The organism is Aeromonas sp. 2HA2 (genome assembly GCF_029237345.1).
Classification (GTDB): domain Bacteria; phylum Pseudomonadota; class Gammaproteobacteria; order Enterobacterales; family Aeromonadaceae; genus Aeromonas; species Aeromonas salmonicida.
In genome coordinates, this window is sequence record NZ_JAACGB010000004.1 from 217,243 (window position 1) to 237,588 (window position 20,346).

At 56.8% G+C, this 20,346-nt stretch carries 16 protein-coding genes and 1 tRNA gene; 9 read left to right on the forward strand and 8 right to left on the reverse strand.

Annotated features, from left to right (window positions below; all coding sequences use genetic code 11):
- Positions 1-101 precede the first annotated feature (101 nt).
- The 3 genes from GWQ29_RS08510 (at position 102) to GWQ29_RS08520 (ending at position 2,284) form a co-directional block, all read left to right on the forward strand.
- Positions 102-178: transfer RNA gene (locus GWQ29_RS08510), tRNA-Pro, on the forward strand.
- A gap of 147 nt (positions 179-325) precedes the next feature.
- The gene (locus tag GWQ29_RS08515) at positions 326-820 is read left to right on the forward strand and encodes a hypothetical protein (RefSeq protein WP_275919209.1); all 495 of its coding nucleotides are present in this window, start codon (positions 326-328) and stop codon (positions 818-820) included.
- Between the two features lie 204 nt (positions 821-1,024).
- Entirely contained in the window at positions 1,025-2,284 is a 1,260-nt protein-coding gene (locus GWQ29_RS08520) for a dicarboxylate/amino acid:cation symporter (protein ID WP_059112229.1), read from the forward strand.
- An 83-nt stretch (positions 2,285-2,367) separates the two neighbouring features.
- Here the strand turns inward: GWQ29_RS08520 and GWQ29_RS08525 are convergent, their stop codons facing one another.
- Positions 2,368-2,808, reverse strand: a complete 441-nt coding sequence (locus tag GWQ29_RS08525; RefSeq protein WP_099992823.1) for an isoprenylcysteine carboxylmethyltransferase family protein — start codon at positions 2,806-2,808, stop codon at positions 2,368-2,370.
- Between the two features lie 191 nt (positions 2,809-2,999).
- On the opposite strand from GWQ29_RS08525, the gene alr reads away from it, so the two are divergent.
- Complete coding sequence (alr, locus tag GWQ29_RS08530) at positions 3,000-4,226, forward strand: alanine racemase (RefSeq protein WP_275919210.1); 1,227 nt, start codon at positions 3,000-3,002, stop codon at positions 4,224-4,226.
- Positions 4,227-4,496: 270 nt separating this feature from the next.
- Here the strand turns inward: alr and GWQ29_RS08535 are convergent, their stop codons facing one another.
- From GWQ29_RS08535 to GWQ29_RS08565, 7 genes are all read right to left on the reverse strand, one after another.
- Positions 4,497-5,441, reverse strand: a complete 945-nt coding sequence (locus GWQ29_RS08535; protein ID WP_275919211.1) for a TerC family protein — start codon at positions 5,439-5,441, stop codon at positions 4,497-4,499.
- Positions 5,442-5,736: 295 nt separating this feature from the next.
- A complete protein-coding gene (oppF, locus tag GWQ29_RS08540) occupies positions 5,737-6,732 on the reverse strand; it encodes a murein tripeptide/oligopeptide ABC transporter ATP binding protein OppF (RefSeq protein WP_058395427.1) in 996 nt (331 codons plus the stop codon).
- Complete coding sequence (locus tag GWQ29_RS08545) at positions 6,733-7,713, reverse strand: ABC transporter ATP-binding protein (RefSeq protein WP_058395428.1); 981 nt, start codon at positions 7,711-7,713, stop codon at positions 6,733-6,735.
- A gap of 32 nt (positions 7,714-7,745) precedes the next feature.
- Complete coding sequence (gene oppC / locus GWQ29_RS08550; RefSeq protein WP_059112224.1) at positions 7,746-8,657, reverse strand: oligopeptide ABC transporter permease OppC; 912 nt, start codon at positions 8,655-8,657, stop codon at positions 7,746-7,748.
- A 14-nt stretch (positions 8,658-8,671) separates the two neighbouring features.
- Positions 8,672-9,592, reverse strand: coding sequence for an oligopeptide ABC transporter permease OppB (gene oppB / locus GWQ29_RS08555; protein ID WP_021139963.1), 921 nt, complete (start codon positions 9,590-9,592; stop codon positions 8,672-8,674).
- A 98-nt stretch (positions 9,593-9,690) separates the two neighbouring features.
- The gene (locus GWQ29_RS08560) at positions 9,691-11,310 is read right to left on the reverse strand and encodes an ABC transporter substrate-binding protein (RefSeq protein WP_275919212.1); all 1,620 of its coding nucleotides are present in this window, start codon (positions 11,308-11,310) and stop codon (positions 9,691-9,693) included.
- A gap of 282 nt (positions 11,311-11,592) precedes the next feature.
- Positions 11,593-12,228 carry a YchE family NAAT transporter gene (locus GWQ29_RS08565; protein ID WP_005314822.1) on the reverse strand — a complete coding sequence of 212 codons (636 nt, stop codon included), beginning with the start codon at positions 12,226-12,228 and terminating at the stop codon, positions 11,593-11,595.
- A 268-nt stretch (positions 12,229-12,496) separates the two neighbouring features.
- Here GWQ29_RS08565 and GWQ29_RS08570 point away from each other — a divergent pair, with 268 nt between their 5' ends.
- From GWQ29_RS08570 to btsR, 5 genes are all read left to right on the forward strand, one after another.
- Entirely contained in the window at positions 12,497-13,129 is a 633-nt protein-coding gene (locus tag GWQ29_RS08570) for a 2OG-Fe dioxygenase family protein (protein WP_275908748.1), read from the forward strand.
- A gap of 295 nt (positions 13,130-13,424) precedes the next feature.
- A complete protein-coding gene (adhE, locus tag GWQ29_RS08575) occupies positions 13,425-16,088 on the forward strand; it encodes a bifunctional acetaldehyde-CoA/alcohol dehydrogenase (RefSeq protein ID WP_265422641.1) in 2,664 nt (887 codons plus the stop codon).
- Positions 16,089-16,198: 110 nt separating this feature from the next.
- Positions 16,199-17,434 carry an HD-GYP domain-containing protein gene (locus GWQ29_RS08580; protein ID WP_265422642.1) on the forward strand — a complete coding sequence of 412 codons (1,236 nt, stop codon included), beginning with the start codon at positions 16,199-16,201 and terminating at the stop codon, positions 17,432-17,434.
- A 353-nt stretch (positions 17,435-17,787) separates the two neighbouring features.
- Positions 17,788-19,464, forward strand: coding sequence for a sensor histidine kinase (locus tag GWQ29_RS08585; protein ID WP_275919213.1), 1,677 nt, complete (start codon positions 17,788-17,790; stop codon positions 19,462-19,464).
- Positions 19,465-19,539: 75 nt separating this feature from the next.
- Positions 19,540-20,244, forward strand: coding sequence for a two-component system response regulator BtsR (gene btsR / locus GWQ29_RS08590; protein ID WP_275919214.1), 705 nt, complete (start codon positions 19,540-19,542; stop codon positions 20,242-20,244).
- The last annotated feature ends 102 nt before the right edge of the window (positions 20,245-20,346 follow it).

Genomic DNA, 20,346 nt, shown 5'->3' on the forward strand with positions numbered 1-20,346 from the left:
TGCTCGCAAAGCAGGCAAACAGTCTCAGAGCCGGATTTCCCCTGTTGACAGGGTCGAAGCATCTCCATAAACTCAGCCCCCGTCAGCCGAGCTGACTCCGTCGGTGTGTAGCGCAGCCAGGTAGCGCATCTGCATGGGGTGTAGAGGGTCGGAGGTTCGAATCCTCTCACACCGACCAAATTCCCCGGTAAAGGCCTTGTCAAACGACAAGGCCTTTTCTTTTGTGCCGCGGCTCTGGCACTGCCCGTTGATGACCTGAGCGACGATTGTCTCACTGATCGGTTTGTGCTGTAGTGACAAGGTGTTTCGCCAACCGGCCATCGAGATGCAACGTCCGCTCCTCCTCTCCTTTTGCTCACACCTGCATGTTCTGCTGCTTGTCGTCAGCCTGTTCGGCACCCTACTGGGCGGCTGTGCCACCTCCTATCACAGCGAAAAGTCATTCTGGAACGGCCAGACCGGCTTTTCCCAGACACAACTTGGCCCCGACAAGTGGCAGCTGGAGTTTGTCGGCAACGATCTGATCGATCGGGAAACGGCTCGCAAGTATGTGCTCAAGCGCGCTGGCGAGATGGCGCAAAGCCGGGGCTATGAGTGGATTGAGGTGAACGAACTGACGCTGCAGCGCGATGCGGTCAGGGTCACCCCCTTGCGCCCCGTGTTCGGCTTTGATGAAGAAGAACCTGACCTCTTCCTGGCACAGATGCAGGTGCAACACACCACCTCGGCCCTGCTGATTTTTACCCTGCTGCATCAGCCCTTACACGAACAGTGCATGGAAGCCAAATATCTTGTTAACATCAAAATAAACGGCGATTAATATCGATAAAATGCAAGATCCATATCACATACAACTAACGACAGCATAAAACACTGATACAAGACGCTGGATTTACCCCCCCGAATTAGGCATGCTGCAAGCACACCGGCTGTCAGGAATCTACGGCCCGGATCACAAAAACGGACTGAAGTGGCACCCCTGCCACTCAAAACGCTTTGCACTTATCAAAACTGGGACCACCTCATGAAAATGAATAAATTGACGGCTGCCATCATCATTTCGATGTTATGTGGCATCCTCACTGGTCAAGGCTATCGCGTGTTCGCCCCGGAGCAGGCCGCAGGCTTTGCCGACGATATCACCATACTGACCGACATTTTTTTGCGTCTGATCAAGATGATCATCGCCCCCCTTGTCTTCACCACGCTAGTGGTCGGCATCGCCAAGATGGGCGACACCCGCACCGTCGGTCGCATCGGCGCCAAGACCCTTGGCTGGTTCATGCTGGCCTCCCTGCTCTCCCTGACACTGGGACTGGTGATGGTTACCCTGCTGCAACCGGGCGTGGGCCTCTCTCTCTCCTTGCCGGATGATACCGCCAGCTCAGGTGTGGTCGTCACCGCCATCTCCCTCAAGGACTTTGTCACCCACGCCATACCGAAAAGCGTGGTAGAGGCCATGGCCACCAACGAGATCCTGCAGATAGTAGTGTTCTCCCTCTTCTTTGGACTAGCCTCCGCCGCCTTGGGCGATACCGCCAAGCCGGTGGTCAAGCTGATGGCCAGCGGTGCCGAGATCATGCTGAAAGTAACCGGCTACGTGATGAATTTTGCGCCGTTCGCGGTATTTGGTGCCATCGCAGCCATGGTCGCCAAGGAAGGTCTGAGCATTCTGGCCACCTACGGCACCTTCATGGCGCAATTCTATCTGGCGCTGGGTTGCCTCTGGCTGCTGCTGATTGCCATGGGCAGTCTGTTTATCCGCCGCCGCATCCTGACCCTGCTGGCCATGATCCGCGAACCCATACTGCTCGCCTTCTCCACCGCCAGCTCCGAAGCTGCCTACCCCAAAACCCTGGATCGATTGGAGAAGTTTGGTTGTGACAAGCGCATCGCCAGCTTCGTGCTGCCCATGGGCTACTCCTTCAACCTGGACGGCTCCATGATGTACTGCACCTTCGCGGTCATGTTCATCGCCCAGGCCTATGGCATAGAGCTCTCCCTGGCTCAGCAGATCACCATGCTGCTGCTGTTGATGGTCACCTCCAAGGGAATGGCCGGTGTGCCACGCGCCTCTCTGGTGGTCATCGCGGCCACTCTCAACCAGTTCCACATCCCGGAGGCAGGCATTCTGCTGCTGCTGGGGATCGACCATTTCCTCGACATGGGCCGCTCCGCCACCAACGTGCTGGGCAATGCCATCGCCGCCAGCGTGGTGGCCAAGACCGAAGACAGCCTGGGGGAAACCGAACCTCTGGGTGAGGTCGATACCGCCAAGGCGTGATCCTCCGCTCCCCCCCCTAAAGCAGAACGGCCCGCTGATGCGGGCCGTTTTTTTATCTGCGTTTTTTCAGCGTGTCCCGCGGCTCAGCACCAGCGGCGAACCCGCCGGCAGTACTCTGCATACGCCTCACCGAAGCGAGCCTGCAGGGCCCGCTCTTCCGGCACGATTTGAAAGCGATTCAACCAGCCCCACAGCACCAGGGGCCCGATCCAGACCCCCATGCCACCCAGATAGCAGGCCAGCGCCATTGTCCAGCAGAGCAGCCCCAGGTACATGGGATTGCGGCTGAGCCGATAAAGCCCTGTGGTCACCAACACGCTGGCCTGCGCCGGCCGGGTTGGACTGACGGTGGTGCCATGCTGGCGAAAGCGCAGCACGCCGCCAAAACCGAACACACAGCCGACCACCGTCAGCAACAGGGCCAGCTCTGGCCACCCCTCCCCGCGACCGCCCCCCAACACCATGGCCAGCACCACTATGCCAAACAGCAGGACAGGCGGCACACGACACTCCAGATCTCTCATCTACTGGCTCCCATGAGACGTGCCACAATCGACACCTTGCGATACACTTCCCACGGGAATAATGCCGCAGGAAATTGACAAAGTTCATAACAATAACAATGCCTTGGCTACACTCTATCCCATCTGCATGACAAAGGCCGTCATAAGGTCGTCATGCACCTCAACGCCAACAATAAAAAAGGAATCACCCCATGCACAAGAAGACACTGCTGGCCACCTTGATCCTGGGCCTGCTGGCCGGTCAAGCCGTCGCAGCCCCCTATCTGCCGCAGGCGAGCGATCATCGCAACGGCGAAGTACAAACCGCCAGCAACGCCTGGTTGGAAGTGGATCTGGGCGCCTTCGAACACAATATCCAGACCCTCAAGGATCGCCTCGGTGACAAGGGCCCGCAGATCTGCGCCATCATGAAGGCGGATGCCTACGGTCACGGCATCGATCTGCTGGTTCCCTCCGTCATCAAGGCCGAGATCCCCTGTATCGGCATCGCCAGCAACGAAGAGGCCCGCGTCGCTCGCGAGAAGGGGTTTACCGGTCGCCTGATGCGGGTGCGCGCCGCCACTCCTGTCGAAGTGGAACAGGCCCTGCCCTACAAGCTGGAAGAGCTGGTTGGCAGCCTGGTGAGTGCTCAGGGGATCTCAGACATCGCCCTGCGCCACAATACCCGGATCCCGGTGCATATTGGCCTCAACTCCGCCGGCATGAGCCGCAACGGCATAGACCTGCGTCTGGCCGATTCCAAACAAGATGCGCTGACCATGCTCAAGCTCAAGGGGATCACCCCGGTCGGCATCATGACCCACTTCCCGGTAGAGGAGAAAGAGGACGTCAAGATGGGGCTAGCCCAGTTCAAACTGGACTCCCAGTGGCTGCTGGAAGCGGGCAAGCTGGATCGCAGCAAGATCACCATCCACGCAGCCAACTCCTTCGCCACCCTGGAAGTGCCGGATGCCTACTTCGACATGGTGCGCCCGGGTGGCCTGCTCTACGGCGACTCCATCCCCTCCTACACCGAATACAAGCGGGTGATGGCATTCAAGACCCAGGTCGCCTCGGTCAACCACTACCCGGCAGGCAACTCCGTCGGCTATGACCGCACCTTTACCCTCAAACGTGACTCCCTGCTCGCCAACCTGCCGCTCGGTTACTCCGACGGCTATCGCCGTGCGCTCAGCAACAAGGCCTATGTACTGATCCAGGGTCAGAAGGTACCTGTGGTGGGCAAGACCTCCATGAACACCATCATGGTGGACGTGACCGATCTCAAAGGGGTGAAACCCGGTGATGAAGTGGTGCTGTTTGGCCGTCAGGGTGAGGCCGAAGTGAAACAGGCCGATCTCGAGGAGTACAACGGTGCCCTGCTGGCGGACATGTACACCATCTGGGGCTACACCAACCCCAAGAAGATCAAACGCTGATAACGCGATATGAAAAAGGGCTCCCGCGGGTAATGCCAGTCAGTTAAGAGAATTTGAGTCCCAACCCGCGGGGTATAAGGGCTAAAGAGTGAGGGAGGCATGATGCCTCCCTCTTTTTATTGCATGCCAGTCAGGGCAAGGGTTAGAGCCAAATTGACTCTTTAACCATGGAACCGTTCTTGATATTCAATATCTCGAATATTTAGTCATAAAAGTGCTTAACTGACTGGCATTAGGCTCCCGCGGGAGCCCTTTTTATTGGTGCAGCGTTTAAGCCACTTTTTTACGGGTCACAAAGAGACTCAGCCCCATGGAAACCAGCAGGATCAGCGCCACCACGCCCAATGCAATGCCGGTCGGGATCTTGAAGATATCCAGCAACAGCATCTTGACCCCGATAAACATCAGGATCAGTGCCAGACCGTATTTCAGCAGGGCGAAGCGCTCGGCCACACCGGCCAGCAGGAAGTACATGGCGCGCAGACCCATGATGGCGAAGATGTTGGAAGTCAGGACGATGAAGGGATCCGTGGTCACCGCGAAGATGGCCGGGATACTGTCCACCGCGAAGATGAGATCGCTCACCTCCACCAGCACCAGAATGAGCAGCAGCGGCGTCGCATACCGCACACCGTCACGCCAGACGAAGAAGTTCTCCCCTTCCAGGGTCTCGGTTACCTTGAAGCGACGGCGCATCCAGCCCAGCAGCGGGTTGTTGGCCAAGTCAGGCTCCTTGTCGGCGGCCCACAGCATCTTGACCCCGGTCAGCAGCAGGAAGGCGCCAAACAGGTAGAGGATCCAGTGGAACTGCTCGATAAGCCAGCTGCCCGCGAACACCATGCCGGCGCGCATCACTATGGCACCCAGTACCCCGTAGAGCAGCACACGGCGCTGCAACTCGGCCGGGATGGCGAAGTAACCGAACAGCATCAGCCAGACGAAGACGTTGTCCACCGCCAGTGCTTTCTCGATGAGATAGCCGGTGAGAAACGCCAGCCCCTTCTGGTTGGCAATTTCGCGGCCTGCGCTGTGATCCAGCCAGAGCCAGATTGCCAGGTTGAAGAGCAGCGCCACGCTGACCCAGACCAGAGACCAGATGCCCGCCTCTTTGAGGGATACCTTGTGCGCCTTGCCACCACCGACAAAACGTATATCTATCCATAACAGGACCAGCACTATGCTGAAGAAACCGGTCCACATCCACCATTCACCCATGTTCATCTCTCCCAAAAACGACAAAACCCACGACCGAGAGGCGTGGGTTTGCGTTTGGAGCAGATACACCTTGCCTCTCGGCAAGGTCTCACTTACAGCTGATTTGCATCAACTGCCCGGCTGCCGGGTGCACTGCAGGAAATGGGTGCACCGTAATGACGACAAACCAGCGAGAAGTTACTCCCCTTGTTGAAGCGGATAGTAACAGCAGCAAAAGAGAACACCAAGATGCATCTTGTCCAAATGCAAAATGAATCGGGGCGCCACTTGGGCGCCCCGTATCGGATGCTCACACTCAGAGCGGATCGGCCTTGAGGCAGGAGACGGCGTGGTCGAAATTGCCCTCCAGCTGGGGCCGGGTCTTGGCACACTCGGGACCCGCCACCGGGCAGCGGGTACGAAACACACAGCCGGACGGCGGATTCATGGGAGATGGCAAGTCCCCTTCCAGGATCTGGATGACCTTGCTGCGCTCCAGATCCGGATCCGGAATGGGCACGGCCGACATCAGCGCCTTGGTGTAGGGATGCAGGGGATTGGCGAAGATCTCCTTGCGCGTGCCCAGCTCCACCGCATTGCCCAGATACATCACCAGCACCCGATCCGAGATGTGTTTGACCACGGACAAGTCGTGGGCGATGAAGATGAGCGACAGCCCCATCTCCTTCTGGATTGCCTTGAGCAGGTTCACCACCTGAGCCTGGATGGAAACATCCAGCGCCGACACAGGCTCGTCACAGATGATCATCTTGGGTTCCAGGATCAGCGCCCGGGCGATGCCGATACGCTGGCACTGGCCGCCGGAAAACTCATGGGGATAGCGGTTCACCAGGTTGGGCAGCAGACCCACCTTGCTCATCATGGCGCGCACCTTCTCCTTCACCTGCTCTTTGGAGAGGTTGGGATAGAAGGTGATGAGCGGCTCGGCGATGATGTCGCCGATGGTCATGCGCGGGTTCAGGGATGCCAGCGGATCCTGGAAGATCATCTGGATCTCTTTGCGCTTCTCCCGCAACGCCTTCTGGTCAAGCTTGGTCAGATCGTTGCCCAGCCACACCACCTTGCCGTCGGTAGCCGGCACCAGCCCTATCAGGGCACGGGCAAACGTAGACTTGCCACAGCCGGACTCCCCGACTACGCCAAGGGTTTCCCCTTCGTACAGGCGCAGGGTTACCCCATCTACCGCCTTCAACGCCGAGGGCTTGGCCCAGGGCCAGGCCTTGTCACTCTTGATGCTGAAGTGGACCTTGAGGTCAGACACTTCCAGCAGCAGTTTCTTGTCAGTACCCATTTAATTCGCCCCCTTGATCATGGCATCCGATACCCAATGACAGGCCCGCTCACGCCCGTCGTTGAACGGCGTAAGAACAGGTGACTGCTGGCCGCAAATCTCGCTCACCCGGTGGCAGCGCTCCTGGAAGGGGCAACCGGTGGGCAGACGCAGCAGGTTGGGCGGATTGCCCGGTATGGTGGGCAGCTCTTCCCCTTCGGTGTCGAGGCGGGGAATGGCGCGCAGCAAGCCTTCGGTATAGGGATGGCTCGGGCGATAGAAGATATCGTTCACCCGGCCGTACTCCATGGTACGACCGGCGTACATCACCAGCACCTTGTCACAGATGCCTGCCACCACGCCCAGGTCGTGGGTGATCATGATGATGGAGGTGTTGAACTCGCGCTTGAGCTCGTTCATCAAGGTCATGATCTGGGCCTGCACCGTCACGTCCAGCGCCGTGGTCGGCTCATCTGCGATGAGCAGCTGCGGCCGGCAGAGCAGGGCCATGGCGATCATCACCCGTTGGCGCATGCCACCGGAAAACTCGTGGGGATACATGTTCATCCGCTTGCGCGACTCGGGGATCTTCACCGCATCCAGCATGCGCACCGACTCTTCGAACGCCTCGGCCTTGCTCACTCCCTTGTGCAGCATCAGCACTTCCATCAGCTGATCCTTCACCTTCATGTAGGGATTCAGCGAGGTCATGGGGTCCTGAAAGATCATGGCGATCTTCTCGGAGCGGATCTTGTTGAGCTTGTGCTCCGGCAAGTTGAGGATCTCGTCACCCTGAAACTTGGCCGACCCCGTTATGATGCCGTTCTTCGCCAGCAGCCCCATGATGGCAAATGCCGTCTGGGACTTGCCTGAGCCGGACTCGCCGACGATCCCCAGGGTTTCGCCTGCGGCGAGAGAGAAGTTGAGGTCGTTGACCGCCACCACATTGCCGTCCGGGGTCTTGAACTCGACCCGCAGATCTTTTACATCCAGTAATTTCATAAAAACTCCTTATCGATCTTTGGCCGCTCTTGTTATCGATCCTTCGGATCGAGTGCGTCACGCAGACCATCCCCGAGGAAATTGAAGCAAAACAGGGTCACCACCATGAAACCGGCAGGGAACAAGAGTTGCCATATGGCCACTTCCATCGACTTGGAGCCTTCATCCAGCAGGGCACCCCAGCTGGTCATGGGTTCCTGGACGCCGAGGCCCAGAAAACTCAGGAAGGATTCAAACATGATCATGCCCGGCACCAGCAAGGTGGCGTAGACGGCCACGATACCAAGCACGTTCGGCACTATGTGACGGGTGATGATCTTCCACTTGGAGACGCCACAGACGTGAGCCGCCTCGATAAACTCCTTGCTCTTGAGACTCAGGGTCTGGCCTCGCACGATCCGCGCCATATCGAGCCAGCTCACCGCACCGATGGCGATGAAGATGAGCGCCAGATTGCGGCCAAAGAAGGTCACCAGCATGATCACGAAGAACATGAAGGGGAAGGCGTTGAGGATCTCGAGCACGCGCATCATCAGGCTGTCGACCCGACCACCGATGAAACCGGACGCCGCGCCATACAAGGTGCCGATGACCACGGCCACCATGGCCCCCATGATGCCGACCATCAGCGAGATGCGGCCACCCAGCAGGGTGCGCACAAACAGATCACGCCCCAGACTGTCGGTGCCGAACCAGTGGCCGGCTTCCATATCCGGCGCAGACTGCATGGCGCCCCAATCTGGATCGTCGAAGGTGTATTGGGACAGATGGGGACCGACGATCACAGCCAGACCGATAATGGTCAGTATGATGAGGCTGGTCAGTGCCGCCCTGTTACGCAGGAAACGGCGACGGGCATCCTTCCACAGGGAGCGTCCCTCCACCACTTCCACTTGCTGTGCGAACGCCTCGACGGCCTCGCGTTTTTCAGTTGTGACAACCATGATGAACTCCCGACTTAGTAACGGATCTTGGGATCGATAAAGGCATAGAGAATATCGACCACGGCGTTAAAGGTAATGGTGAGGGCACCGACCAGAATGGTCAGGCCAAGCACCATGGAGTAATCACGGTTGAGGGCACCGTTGACAAACAACTGACCAATTCCCGGCAGACCGAAAATGGTCTCTATCACCACTGAACCCGTGATGATGCCCACAAACGCAGGCCCCAGATAGGAGACCACTGGCAGCATGGCCGGACGCAGCGCGTGTTTCAGTATGATGTGACGCAGCGGCAAGCCCTTGGCACGGGCGGTACGGATGAAGTTGGAGTTCATGGTCTCGATCATGCTGCCACGCATGATGCGCGAGATGGCGGAGATGTAATACATCATCATGCCAAATACCGGCAGTACCATGAATTGCACCCCGCCCCCCTGCCAGCCACCGGCCGGAAACCAGCCCAGATAGATACTGAAGAAGAGCACCAGCAAGGGTGCCAGCACAAAGCCCGGGATCACCACACCAGCCATGGCCGACGACATCAAGAGATAGTCGATGAGGGTGTTCTGTTTCAAGGCTGCAATGGTGCCAAAGGTCACCCCCAGCAAGACGGCAAAGACGAAGGCCGCGCTCCCGATCTTGGCGGAAACAGGCAACGCCTGGCTCACCAGATCATTGACGCTGAAGTCCTTGTACTTGAAAGAGGGGCCCAAATCGCCCTGTACCAGGTTGCCCAGGTAGGTGAGGTATTGCACGCCTATGGGCTTGTCCAGGCCGTACTTGGCCTCGATGTTGGCCAACACTTCCGGCGGCAGGGCACGTTCGCTGGTAAAGGGGTTACCCGGCGCAAAACGCATCATGAAGAAAGAGACGGTGATCAAGACCAGCAGAGTCGGGATCGCTTCCAATAGACGTTTAAAAATGAATTTCAACATAGACAATTCCTGTCCTGTACTGCTTCCAAAGGGTCGCGGTTTTAATACTAAGGCCCGCCGTCTGGCGGGCCTGCTTGTTATGCGACTTGTTATTTTACTCAGTGAGCAACGATGTACATGTCTTTGCTGTAGAGGTTGTCCAGCGGGTTGGCCGGATAGCCGCCCACATAGGACTTGACCATGCGGGAGGTCACGTACTGGTAGATGGGGGCGATCGGCATGTCCTTAGTGAGGATCTCTTCGGCCTGGACATAGAGCTGGTTGCGGGAAGCATCATCAACCTGGTCGCGAGACTCGTCCATCAGCTTGTCAAATACCGGGTTGGAGTATTTGCCATCGTTGTTGCCGTGAGTGGTCTGCATCAGATCCAGCATGGAGGAGGCTTCGTTGTAGTCGGCGATCCAGCCACGACGAGCAACATCAAACTGTCCCTGCTTGAGTGTCTCCAGATATGTCTTCCACTCCTGGTTCACCAGGCTCACCTGTACGCCGAGCTTCTTCCACATGGAGGCCACGGCAACCGCTACCTTCTTGTGGTTGTCGTCAGTGTTATAGAGCAGCTCGAACTTGAGCGGATTGTCTGGACCATATCCCGCCTCTTGCAACATGGCTTTTGCCTTGGTGTCGCGCTCGGCCTGGGTCAACTTGGACCACTCGGGGGCAACCGGTTTGAAACCATCCACAAAATCAGGCACCAGGGCATAACCCGGTGTTTCTCCCTTGCCCATCACCTTGTCGGCGATCACGTCACGGTCGATGGCGTAGGTAAGTGCAGTGCGAACCCGAACATCGTCATAGGGTTTACGTTTGGTGTTGAAGGTGTAGTAGTAGGTCCCCACGTAGCCACTCACCTTCACCTCGTTGGGCAGATCTTTCTTCATCTGCTTGAAGCGCTCGATGGGCATGTTGTAGGTAAGATCCAACTCACCCGCCAGATAGCGGTTCAACTCGGCATTGGTGGACTGGATAGGCAGGTAGCTCACCTTGTCGATCACCGTCTTGGCGTTGCCCCAGTATTTGGGGTTGCGCTCGACGTCGACGCGTTCGTTCACTACCCAGTCTTTCAGTTGGTAGGCACCGTTGGATACCATGTTGCCGGGCTGGGTCCACTTGTCACCAAACTTCTCGATCACCTTCTTCGGCACCGGGTAGGTGGTGGTGTGGGAGAGCATGCTGACGAAGTAAGGGATCGCTTTTTCCAGCTGTACTTCGAAGGTGTAATCATCGACGGCCTTCACGCCCAGCGTATCTGACGGCTTCTTGCCGGCAATGATCTCGGTGGCGTTGACTATGGTCGGGATTTCCATGTACCAGGCATAAGGAGAACCAGTCTTGGGATCCACGGCCCGCTTGAAGGCGAACTCGAAATCGTGGGCTGTCACGGGATCCCCGTTGGACCACTTGGCATCTTTGCGCAGGTGGAACACGAATTTTTTGTTGTCCTTGGTTTCCCAGGACTCGGCCACACCGGGGAGCACTTCACCCTTGGGGCCGGAGGAGACGAGACCTTCGAACAGGTCACGCAGAATATTGGATTCAACCGTTCCTTCGGTTTTGTGGGGATCGAGCGTTGCGGGCTCGGAGCCGTTGCCTTTCACCAACTGCTGAACATCAGACAGTTTGGTACCTGCGGGGACATCAGCAGCGTGCGCCGCATTCATTCCGCCAAATAGCGCTGCCACCAATAGGGTATTAATCATTGTTTTTTTATGAGTCATTTCCATTTACTCCAACAAGAACATTCCATGCATTTGTCCATCAACGAGATAAGTACCCCGCTGCCAGCATAATTCCCTGACAATTCTAATAATGCAATAGATATCATCAGGCTAGGCTAGGCTTCATGGTTAAAAAAACAGCTTTTAGCCAATTATTCAGCATTTAAATATCGCGCCGCGGACGTTTTTTATACAAACCCGCTCGATTCTAGGAAATGACTAACAAAAAAGAAACAATAAAAAGCCGGTCACGAGGACCGGCTCCGACAAAACAGACCTGAATCACATCAATCCGGGGAAGACTCCCTTGATCCCTGCCACCATGATCTCGATGCCCAGTGACATCATGATAAGGCCCATGATCCGGGTAACCACGTTGATGCCGGTGTTGCCCATCAGCTTGAACAGCAAGGGGGCGGCGCGGAAGATGAGCCAGGAGCAGAATGCAAACACCATGACCACCAGCGACATGCCCAGCATCTGGGACCAGGTGCTCTGGCTGGCGTAGACAATAGAAGAAGAGATGGCACCCGGACCCGCCATCAACGGCAGTGCCAAGGGCACCACAGCGACAGATTCGCGCGCGGCCAGCTCACCCTTCTCCTGTTTGTTATGCTTCACTTCCCCCAGCTTGCCCTGCAGCATGGACCAGGCGATCAGGGTAATCAGGGATCCACCGGCGATGCGAAACGATGCCAGCGAGATGCCAAAGCCATCGAGGATCAGCTGCCCCATGTACATGGAGACCAGCAAGATAATCATCACGGCAATGTTGGCAGTGGTGTTGGTCTTCATCCGCTCTTCCGGCGTTTGATGGCCGGTCAGACTGACAAACACCGGCAACAACCCCAACGGGTTGATGATCGCGAACAAACCGATGAAAAACTTCAGATATAAAGAGACGTCAATCGCTGCCATAGGCGCCATCCAGAAGTAAGCAAGGCCACGGGGATCCCCCCGATAAATCGTGCGTAAATTTACACCATGCCAATGCCCTTCACCAATCAAATAATCTCACCCTTTCCGTGGCTTTTCAGTTAGTTCCTCTAATGCATGGCCAAAATTCAACACATTGATTTGTTAATAAAGATTGTCGCCATTTAACACTCTGGTAAAATCACGTCGAGCTTTATGCGGCCATGGAGTTTTGGCGCAAGATTTCATCTCAGCAAACAAGGATTTTGTAATGATTGATACGGACATCAAGTTGAAATGGCACCTGGATGCGCTGCCGGCAGGCACGGTCGACCCCCTGCTCGGCTTTTTTGATCGACTGCCGGTCGATCCCTATATTCAGGGCACCTTTCGGGAACGCCGCTATGGCCGTGTCGAGAAAGAGGGGGCACGCTTCTTCCCCCTCGACAACGGCGTCTTCTTTCAGGCCGCCGCCATCAACAAGTTCCTCGGGGATGTGCCCAGAACCTATGCCGAGCTGGATCCCGCTTTTGTCGCCCATCCCGCCTTTGGGCAGATGCTGACCCGCTTTGCCCGTCATGTTCGACTCGCGGATGGCAAGGCGATCGGCATTCACCAGATGCGGATCACCACGGCCCAGGGCGAGAGCGTGCCTCCCGCACCGGAAGGCGTCCATCAGGATGGCTTCGACTTTATCGGCGTGTTCTTTTGTGGCAGCGAAGGGGTCAGTGGCGGCGCGCTTCAGCTTTATCATGGATTAAAAGAACAACCATTTTTCCAACAAGAGTTACATCCTGGAGAATATCTGGTCCTGGATGATCGCCGTTTCTATCACAATGCAGCCCCTGTACTCCCCCTGACCCCGACCCGTGGACACTGGGATGTAATCGTGCTAACTGCTTGAAAAATAGTACGTGACACTCTGTTCACCCATGATTCATCCCGCTTTTGTTTCACTCTACATCCTAGTAACATCCGGAAAACATGTATTGTGAAACAAAATTTCTTTTGTTCTTTTGTTACACATGATCCAGATCAAATTTTTCTGAGCCAGACCCGCTCTATAATCGGCTCAGAAAGCAATTTAGTAAGGCATGTAAATACCCCCTTATAGTGATTCTCGCCTTGACAGGGCGACTATAATTGCCGGGCATTGCCAAACTCTTACTAAACAGTTTTCAAATCATCAGGAGATAAACATGGCAGTAACCAATTTGGCTGAACTGGATGCACTGGTCGCCCGCGTCAAAGAAGCCCAGCGTGAATTCGCCAGCTTCTCGCAAGAGCAGGTAGACAAGGTTTTCCGTGCCGCCGCCCTGGCCGCCAGCAATGCCCGTATCCCCCTGGCCCAGATGGCCGTGGCAGAATCCGGTATGGGTATCATCGAAGACAAGGTTATCAAGAACCACTTCGCCTCCGAATACATCTACAACGCCTATAAAGACGAGAAGACCTGCGGCATCCTGAGCCAGGATGACGAGATGGGCACCATGATCATCGCCGAGCCGGTAGGTATCATCTGCGGTATCATTCCGACCACCAACCCGACCGCTACCGCGATCTTCAAATCTTTGATTTCCCTGAAGACTCGTAACGCCATCATCTTCTCCCCGCACCCCCGCGCCAAGAACTCCACCAATACCGCTGCCAAACTGGTACTGGACGCAGCCGTTGCCGCCGGTGCACCGAAAGACATTATCGGCTGGATCGATCAACCGTCCGTTGAGCTGTCCAACGCACTGATGAAGCACAACGACATCAACCTGATCCTGGCCACCGGTGGCCCGGGCATGGTGAAAGCCGCTTACTCTTCAGGCAAGCCTGCCATTGGTGTAGGTGCCGGTAACGTGCCAATCGTCATCGACGAAACTGCCGATGTAAAACGTGCCGTCGCCTCTATCCTGATGTCCAAAACCTTCGACAACGGTGTGGTCTGTGCTTCCGAGCAAGCCGTCATCGTCGTTGACTCCATCTACAACCAGGTAAAAGAGCGTTTCTCCAACCACGATGGCTACATCCTGTCCAAAGATGAAGCGGACAAGGTACGTAAGGTGCTGCTGATCAACGGCGCGCTGAACGCAGATATCGTTGGTCAGCCAGCCACCAAGATCGCCGCCATGGCCGGTGTGACTGTGCCTGCCACCACCAAGATCCTGATTGGTGAAGGCCTGGAATTGTGCGCTGAAGATGAGTTCGCTCATGAGAAGCTTTCCCCGACCCTGGGTATGTTCCGCGCCAAGAATTTCGAAGACGCTGTCGAGATGGCCTGCACCATGGTCAACATCGGTGGTATCGGTCACACCTCAGGTCTGTACACCGACCAGGATCGCAATCAGGACCGTATCAGATACTTCGGCGACAAGATGAAGACTGCCCGTATTCTGATCAACACCCCCTCCACCCAGGGTGGTATCGGTGACCTGTACAACTTCGCTCTTGCTCCTTCCCTGACCCTGGGTTGCGGCTCCTGGAGTGGTAACTCCATCTCCGAGAACGTCGGTCCCAAGCACCTGATCAACAAGAAGACAGTCGCAAAACGGGCAGAAAATATGCTGTGGCACAAACTTCCGAAATCCATCTACTTCCGTCGTGGTTCCCTGCCGATCGCCTTGGGCGACCTGGAAGGCAAGAAGCGCGCCATGGTGGTAACTGACCGTTTCCTGTTCAATAACGGCTATGCCGATGACGTAGTTCGTCTGCTCAAGAAGCTGAACATGGAAGTGGAAGTATTCTACGAAGTAGAAGCTGACCCGACCCTGTCCATCGTCCGCAAGGGTGCCGAGATGGCCAACTCCTTCAAGCCGGACGTTATCCTGGCGCTGGGTGGTGGTTCACCGATGGATGCGGCCAAGATCATGTGGGTCATGTACGAGCACCCGGATACTGCGTTCGAAGATCTGGCCATGCGCTTCATGGACATCCGCAAGCGTATCTACAAGTTCCCGAAAATGGGCGTGAAGGCCGAACTGGTCTGTATCACCACCACGTCCGGCACCGGTTCTGAAGTCACTCCGTTTGCTGTCGTGACCGATGACGCCACCGGTATGAAGTACCCGCTGGCCGACTACGAGCTGACCCCGAACATGGCCATCGTCGATGCCAACCTGGTCATGAACATGCCCAAGTCCCTGTGCGCCTTCGGTGGTGTGGATGCGGTCACTCATGCCATGGAAGCCTATGTTTCCGTACTGGCCAACGAATACTCCGACGGTCAGGCGCTGCAAGCCCTGAAGCTGCTGAAAGAGTATCTGCCTTCCAGCTACCAGAACGGTGCCAACGACCCGGTTGCTCGCGAGAAGGTGCACAATGCGGCCACCATCGCCGGTATCGCGTTTGCCAACGCCTTCCTGGGTGTCTGCCACTCCATGGCGCACAAGCTGGGTGCCGAGTTCCACATCCCGCACGGCCTGGCCAACGCCCTGCTGATCAGCAACGTCATCCGCTACAACGCGAACGACAACCCGACCAAGCAGACTGCGTTCTCCCAGTACGACCGTCCGCAGGCTCGCCGTCGTTACGCCGAAGTCGCCGACCACCTGGGTCTGACTGCCGCCGGTGACCGCACCGCTGCCAAGATCGAGAAGCTGCTGGCCTGGCTGGACGAGCTGAAAGCCACCTTGGGCATCCCGGCCTCCATCCGCGAAGCTGGCGTGAACGAAGCCGACTTCCTGGCCAAGGTTGACCAGCTGGCGCTGGAAGCCTTCGATGACCAGTGCACCGGCGCCAACCCGCGCTACCCACTGATCACCGAGCTCAAAGCCATCCTGATGGACACCTACTATGGTCGTCCCTTCACCGAGGAAGCTCAGGTAGCGACCAAGGTAGAAGCCAAGGTAGACAGCAAGAAGAAATCCAAGGCCTGATAATCGGACTTGAACTCGAGAGCCCGCGCACATGCGCGGGCTTTTTTGTTTGTCTATCTCTCTAATTTTGCTAGCTTGTTGGTAGGCATTCATGAAATGCGAGTTAGCACATGGCGCTGATACAAGCCTCGATAGAGCAGTTACGGATCGGCCACTACATCCATCTCCCCACGGGATGGACCAGTCACCCTTTTATGTTCAATGCCTTCAAGATCAAGGATCAGCAGCAGCTCGACATCATACGTCACCTCGACCTCACCCTCTTGATGGTGGATCCGGACAAGAGCGACCTGCCCATCGCACCCATCTTGCGGGGCGATATCCCTTCTGCCGGCCCTGATCTGTCGACCATTGACGAAATAGTAGACACAGGCCCTCCCCCTTTTGATGAGAAAGCCTTCCGCCGCTCCCTGCGCGCCGCAGACAAGGCCTTTGGCCAATCCATGTCCGATCTGCGCGATGCGCTGGGGGCCCTCAACCTCAAGCCTGACGAGGGGCTGGCCAACACGGCGCAGATAGTGCGCAACGCAGCCGCTCGCATCAGTGAACATGAAGGCCCCCTCGGCCTGCACCTCATTCGCAGCCCGCACACCGACATCCTTCTGCAGCACAGCCTGAACGTGGCTTTCATTGCCATGCTGATGGCACGGGAACTCGGCATGAACCCGATCGAGATCGAAGAGACCGGGCTGGCAGGCCTGATCCATGACATAGGGGAGATGAAGATACCTAGCCAGATCACCCAGAAACGGGGAGAGCTCAACAAGTCGGAGCAGAACTTTCTCAACATGCATCCCCAGTACGGACTGGAGATGCTGACACAGTTGCAGGCATTCGAACCCAAGATCCGCCAGGTAGCCCATCTGCACCATGAGCGTCTCGATGGCAGCGGTTATCCTCTTGGCATCAAGGGCGGCGAGATCCCCCCGCTGGCCAGGATAATAGGGCTGGTAGACTACTATGACGAACTGCTGCATCCACGCAACAGCACCACACCGGCGGCACCCAGCCAGGCCATCAGCCTGCTCTACAAGCTGTCACAGAAGAAGTTCGATCAGGATCTGGTCAAGCTGCTGATCAAGGTGTTGGGGGTCTATCCTCCCGGCTCGCTGGTTAAACTCTCGGATGAAAGCATTGCACTGGTGCTGTCCACCGAGCCCACCATGCCCCTCAAACCCAAGATACTGCCCTATATCAAGGCACAACGACCGGAAGGGGTGGCCATGCTGGACTTGCGGGAGGATGAACGGACCATTACCGGTGTGCTGAAGCAGGAAGATCTGGATGAAGGGCAACGGCTGTTTTTTAACCTGACCCGGCGCTTCTGTTACTATTTTGCCTTCTGAGTTATCCCCAGAAGCTGGGGATAACTCATTGGACAAACCTGAATAATTGCCCGATTACCCTCAAAACGGTTCACTGCCACCCCTGGATAAAAAACGCCCAGCCAAGGGGCTGGGCGGAGCATGCCACTTCCATGTGGCGTATCCAGCGGATACATTCATGCTCCACCCAGCAATATCAACCCTTTGGCGATTACACAAATATCAATTTAACATGCTGATTTAATATGGTTTTATTTCACGTTTCTGGCAAACTGCGCCCGTGTTCGGGTCGGGGGCCCCCGCAGAACAAGATCCTGATCACATTTGCCCATCCCGGCAGCCTTTTTTGGTATGAACTCTGAGGAACGTTTTTTATGCAGTTGGTCCTCTCTCTGCTTCAACAGATGAGCGTCAGCCTGGTGATCGCCTACCTCTTCTCCAAGAGCCCCCTGTTGCGTCCCCTGGCCAACTATTCCGTAAGACTTCCTCACAAGATACTGATATACATCATTTTTTCTTGTTTTTGCATCCTGGGCACCTATGTGGGACTGGATATTGACGATGCCATCGCCAATACCCGTGCCGTCGGTGCCGTGCTGGGGGGCCTGCTGGGAGGGCCGCTGGTGGGATTTTTGGTCGGACTGACCGGGGGTCTGCACCGCTATACCCTGGGGGGATTTACTGACCTCGCCTGCGCCATCTCCACCACCTGCGAGGGACTGCTGGGCGGTCTGGTGCACTGGCGGCTGATGCGCTCGGGGCGTATGAATGCGCTGTTCGAACCCAGGATTGCGTTCTTCACGACATTTGGCGCTGAGATATTGCAGATGGTCATCATACTGCTGGTGGCCACCCCCTTTGACAAATCCCTGCTGCTGGTGCGCACCATAGCCACACCCATGATCCTGGCCAACTCCTGCGGTGCGGCGTTATTTATCAGCATGATCCGCGATCAGCAGCGAATGTATGAGAAGTTCTCCCGGGTCTTCTCCGCCAAGGCGCTCACCATTGCCAACCGCACCGTCGGTATCATGAGCCAGGGTTTCACCGCTGAGGCAAGCAGCAAGATAGCCCATATCGTAAAAGAGGAGACAGGGGTCGGCGCCGTTGCCATCACGGATACCGACAAGATCCTCGCCTTCATCGGCACGGGGGAAGATCACCACAAACCGGGTACCCCCATTGCCTCCGCCATCACGCTGCAGGCCATTGCCCAAAACAAGGTGCTGTTTGCCGATGGCAACAGCCAGCCCTACCGCTGCAGCCTCTCGCCCCAGTGCCAGCTTGGCTCTGTATTGGTGATACCGTTGCACGGTGATGAGGGGGTGATAGGCACCATCAAGCTCTATGAGCCCAAGAAGCGGCTGTTTCTCAAGATCAACCACACGCTGGGGGAAGGGATAGCCAACCTGCTGTCACAACAGTTGCTGGCCGGGCGACTGGAGCAGCAGCAGCGACTGCTGGTGCAATCCGAGCTCAAGCTCATTCAGGCCCAGATCAATCCCCATTTTCTGTTCAATACCCTCAATACCATCAGCGCCATTACCCGGCGCGATCCGGACAAGGCCCGGGAACTGCTGCTGCACCTGTCGCTGTTCTTTCGCAAGAACCTCAAGCGCCAGAGTGGCCTCGCCACCCTGCAGGAAGAGCAGGAACACTGCCAATCCTATCTGGAGATAGAGCTGGCCCGCTTTGGGGACAGGCTGACCGTCATCAACGCGATCCCGCCTCATCTTGCCAACCTGAAGTTGCCGAGCTTTACCCTGCAGCCGCTCATCGAGAATGCCATCAAGCACGGCATCTCGACCTTGCTGGAGCAGGGATACATCCGCCTTTATACCGAAGAGCATCAGGAGAGCGTGACTATCTGCGTGGAGGACAATGCCGGCACCTGGCAGGAGAAACCCGCAGGGGATGGTCTGGGCATGACCATAGTGGATCGGCGCCTCAAGAGCGCGTTTGGCAATCGTTATGGCGTCAGTGTCAGCTGCGAGCCGGAGCGCTGGACCCGCGTCTCCTTCACCCTGCCCAGAGACGCATCCGGATGCTGAACCTCCTGATATTGATGGGGTGCACTCCCTCCCCCCATGGCCACTCACCCATTGTCACTCTGTTCAGGAGATCCCATGATCCGCACACTCATCGTCGATGATGAACTCTATGCCCGTGAGGAGCTGGCCCTGCACCTTGGCCAGGACCCCGATATCGAGATCCTGGGCCAGGCGGCCAATGCCATCGATGCTTTGCCACTGATACAGCGGCTCAAGCCGGATGTGGTGTTTCTCGACATCCAGATGCCCAAGCTGAGCGGCATGGAACTGGTCGCCATGCTGGATCCCCTGCCCCGCATCGTGTTTGTCACCGCCTTCGATGAGTACGCCATCCAGGCCTTCGAAGAGAACGCCTTTGACTATCTGCTCAAGCCGGTGGAGCCGGCCCGGCTGGCCAAGACGCTAAGCCGCCTCAAGCAGGATCTCAGCCCCCAATCCATGGCGATGCTGGCTCCGGCTATCCGCCACATTCCTGGCTATTTGCACAACCGGGTGCGACTGCTGCCCATCGAGCAGGTGGAGTACGCCTTCTCCGATCTCGGCGGTGTGCACGTCGCCTGTCAGGGTGAGCTGTTTCATACCCAGCTCACCCTCAAATCTCTGGAAGAGAAGACCCCCCTGCTACGCTGTCACCGCCAGTATCTGATCTCTCCCGGCGCCATCTTCGAGATCCAGCTGCTGGAAAACCAGCTGGCCCAGATCGTTACCCCAAGCGGCGCCCGGGTACCGGTCAGCCGTCGCTACCTCAAAGAGCTCAAAGACGAACTGGGACTGGAATAGTGGCGTAGGACTGTGCGCCGGATCACAGCCGGCGACCACTCGAGTCACCATGGCGCCGCTCGGCGCGTTTCACCTGCCCTTGACAGACAACCCCATTAGACT

What these genes read in the sequence shown, in the direction of transcription:
- GWQ29_RS08515 (WP_275919209.1), top strand. Translation starts at nt 326, where the DNA reads ATGCAACGTCCGCTCCTCCTCTCCTTTTGCTCACACCTGCATGTTCTG.
- GWQ29_RS08520 (WP_059112229.1), top strand. Translation starts at nt 1,025, where the DNA reads ATGAAAATGAATAAATTGACGGCTGCCATCATCATTTCGATGTTATGT.
- GWQ29_RS08525 (WP_099992823.1), bottom strand. Translation starts at nt 2,808, where the DNA reads ATGAGAGATCTGGAGTGTCGTGTGCCGCCTGTCCTGCTGTTTGGCATA.
- alr (WP_275919210.1), top strand. Translation starts at nt 3,000, where the DNA reads ATGCACAAGAAGACACTGCTGGCCACCTTGATCCTGGGCCTGCTGGCC.
- GWQ29_RS08535 (WP_275919211.1), bottom strand. Translation starts at nt 5,441, where the DNA reads ATGGGTGAATGGTGGATGTGGACCGGTTTCTTCAGCATAGTGCTGGTC.
- oppF (WP_058395427.1), bottom strand. Translation starts at nt 6,732, where the DNA reads ATGGGTACTGACAAGAAACTGCTGCTGGAAGTGTCTGACCTCAAGGTC.
- GWQ29_RS08545 (WP_058395428.1), bottom strand. Translation starts at nt 7,713, where the DNA reads ATGAAATTACTGGATGTAAAAGATCTGCGGGTCGAGTTCAAGACCCCG.
- oppC (WP_059112224.1), bottom strand. Translation starts at nt 8,657, where the DNA reads ATGGTTGTCACAACTGAAAAACGCGAGGCCGTCGAGGCGTTCGCACAG.
- oppB (WP_021139963.1), bottom strand. Translation starts at nt 9,592, where the DNA reads ATGTTGAAATTCATTTTTAAACGTCTATTGGAAGCGATCCCGACTCTG.
- GWQ29_RS08560 (WP_275919212.1), bottom strand. Translation starts at nt 11,310, where the DNA reads ATGACTCATAAAAAAACAATGATTAATACCCTATTGGTGGCAGCGCTA.
- GWQ29_RS08565 (WP_005314822.1), bottom strand. Translation starts at nt 12,228, where the DNA reads ATGGCAGCGATTGACGTCTCTTTATATCTGAAGTTTTTCATCGGTTTG.
- GWQ29_RS08570 (WP_275908748.1), top strand. Translation starts at nt 12,497, where the DNA reads ATGATTGATACGGACATCAAGTTGAAATGGCACCTGGATGCGCTGCCG.
- adhE (WP_265422641.1), top strand. Translation starts at nt 13,425, where the DNA reads ATGGCAGTAACCAATTTGGCTGAACTGGATGCACTGGTCGCCCGCGTC.
- GWQ29_RS08580 (WP_265422642.1), top strand. Translation starts at nt 16,199, where the DNA reads ATGGCGCTGATACAAGCCTCGATAGAGCAGTTACGGATCGGCCACTAC.
- GWQ29_RS08585 (WP_275919213.1), top strand. Translation starts at nt 17,788, where the DNA reads ATGCAGTTGGTCCTCTCTCTGCTTCAACAGATGAGCGTCAGCCTGGTG.
- btsR (WP_275919214.1), top strand. Translation starts at nt 19,540, where the DNA reads ATGATCCGCACACTCATCGTCGATGATGAACTCTATGCCCGTGAGGAG.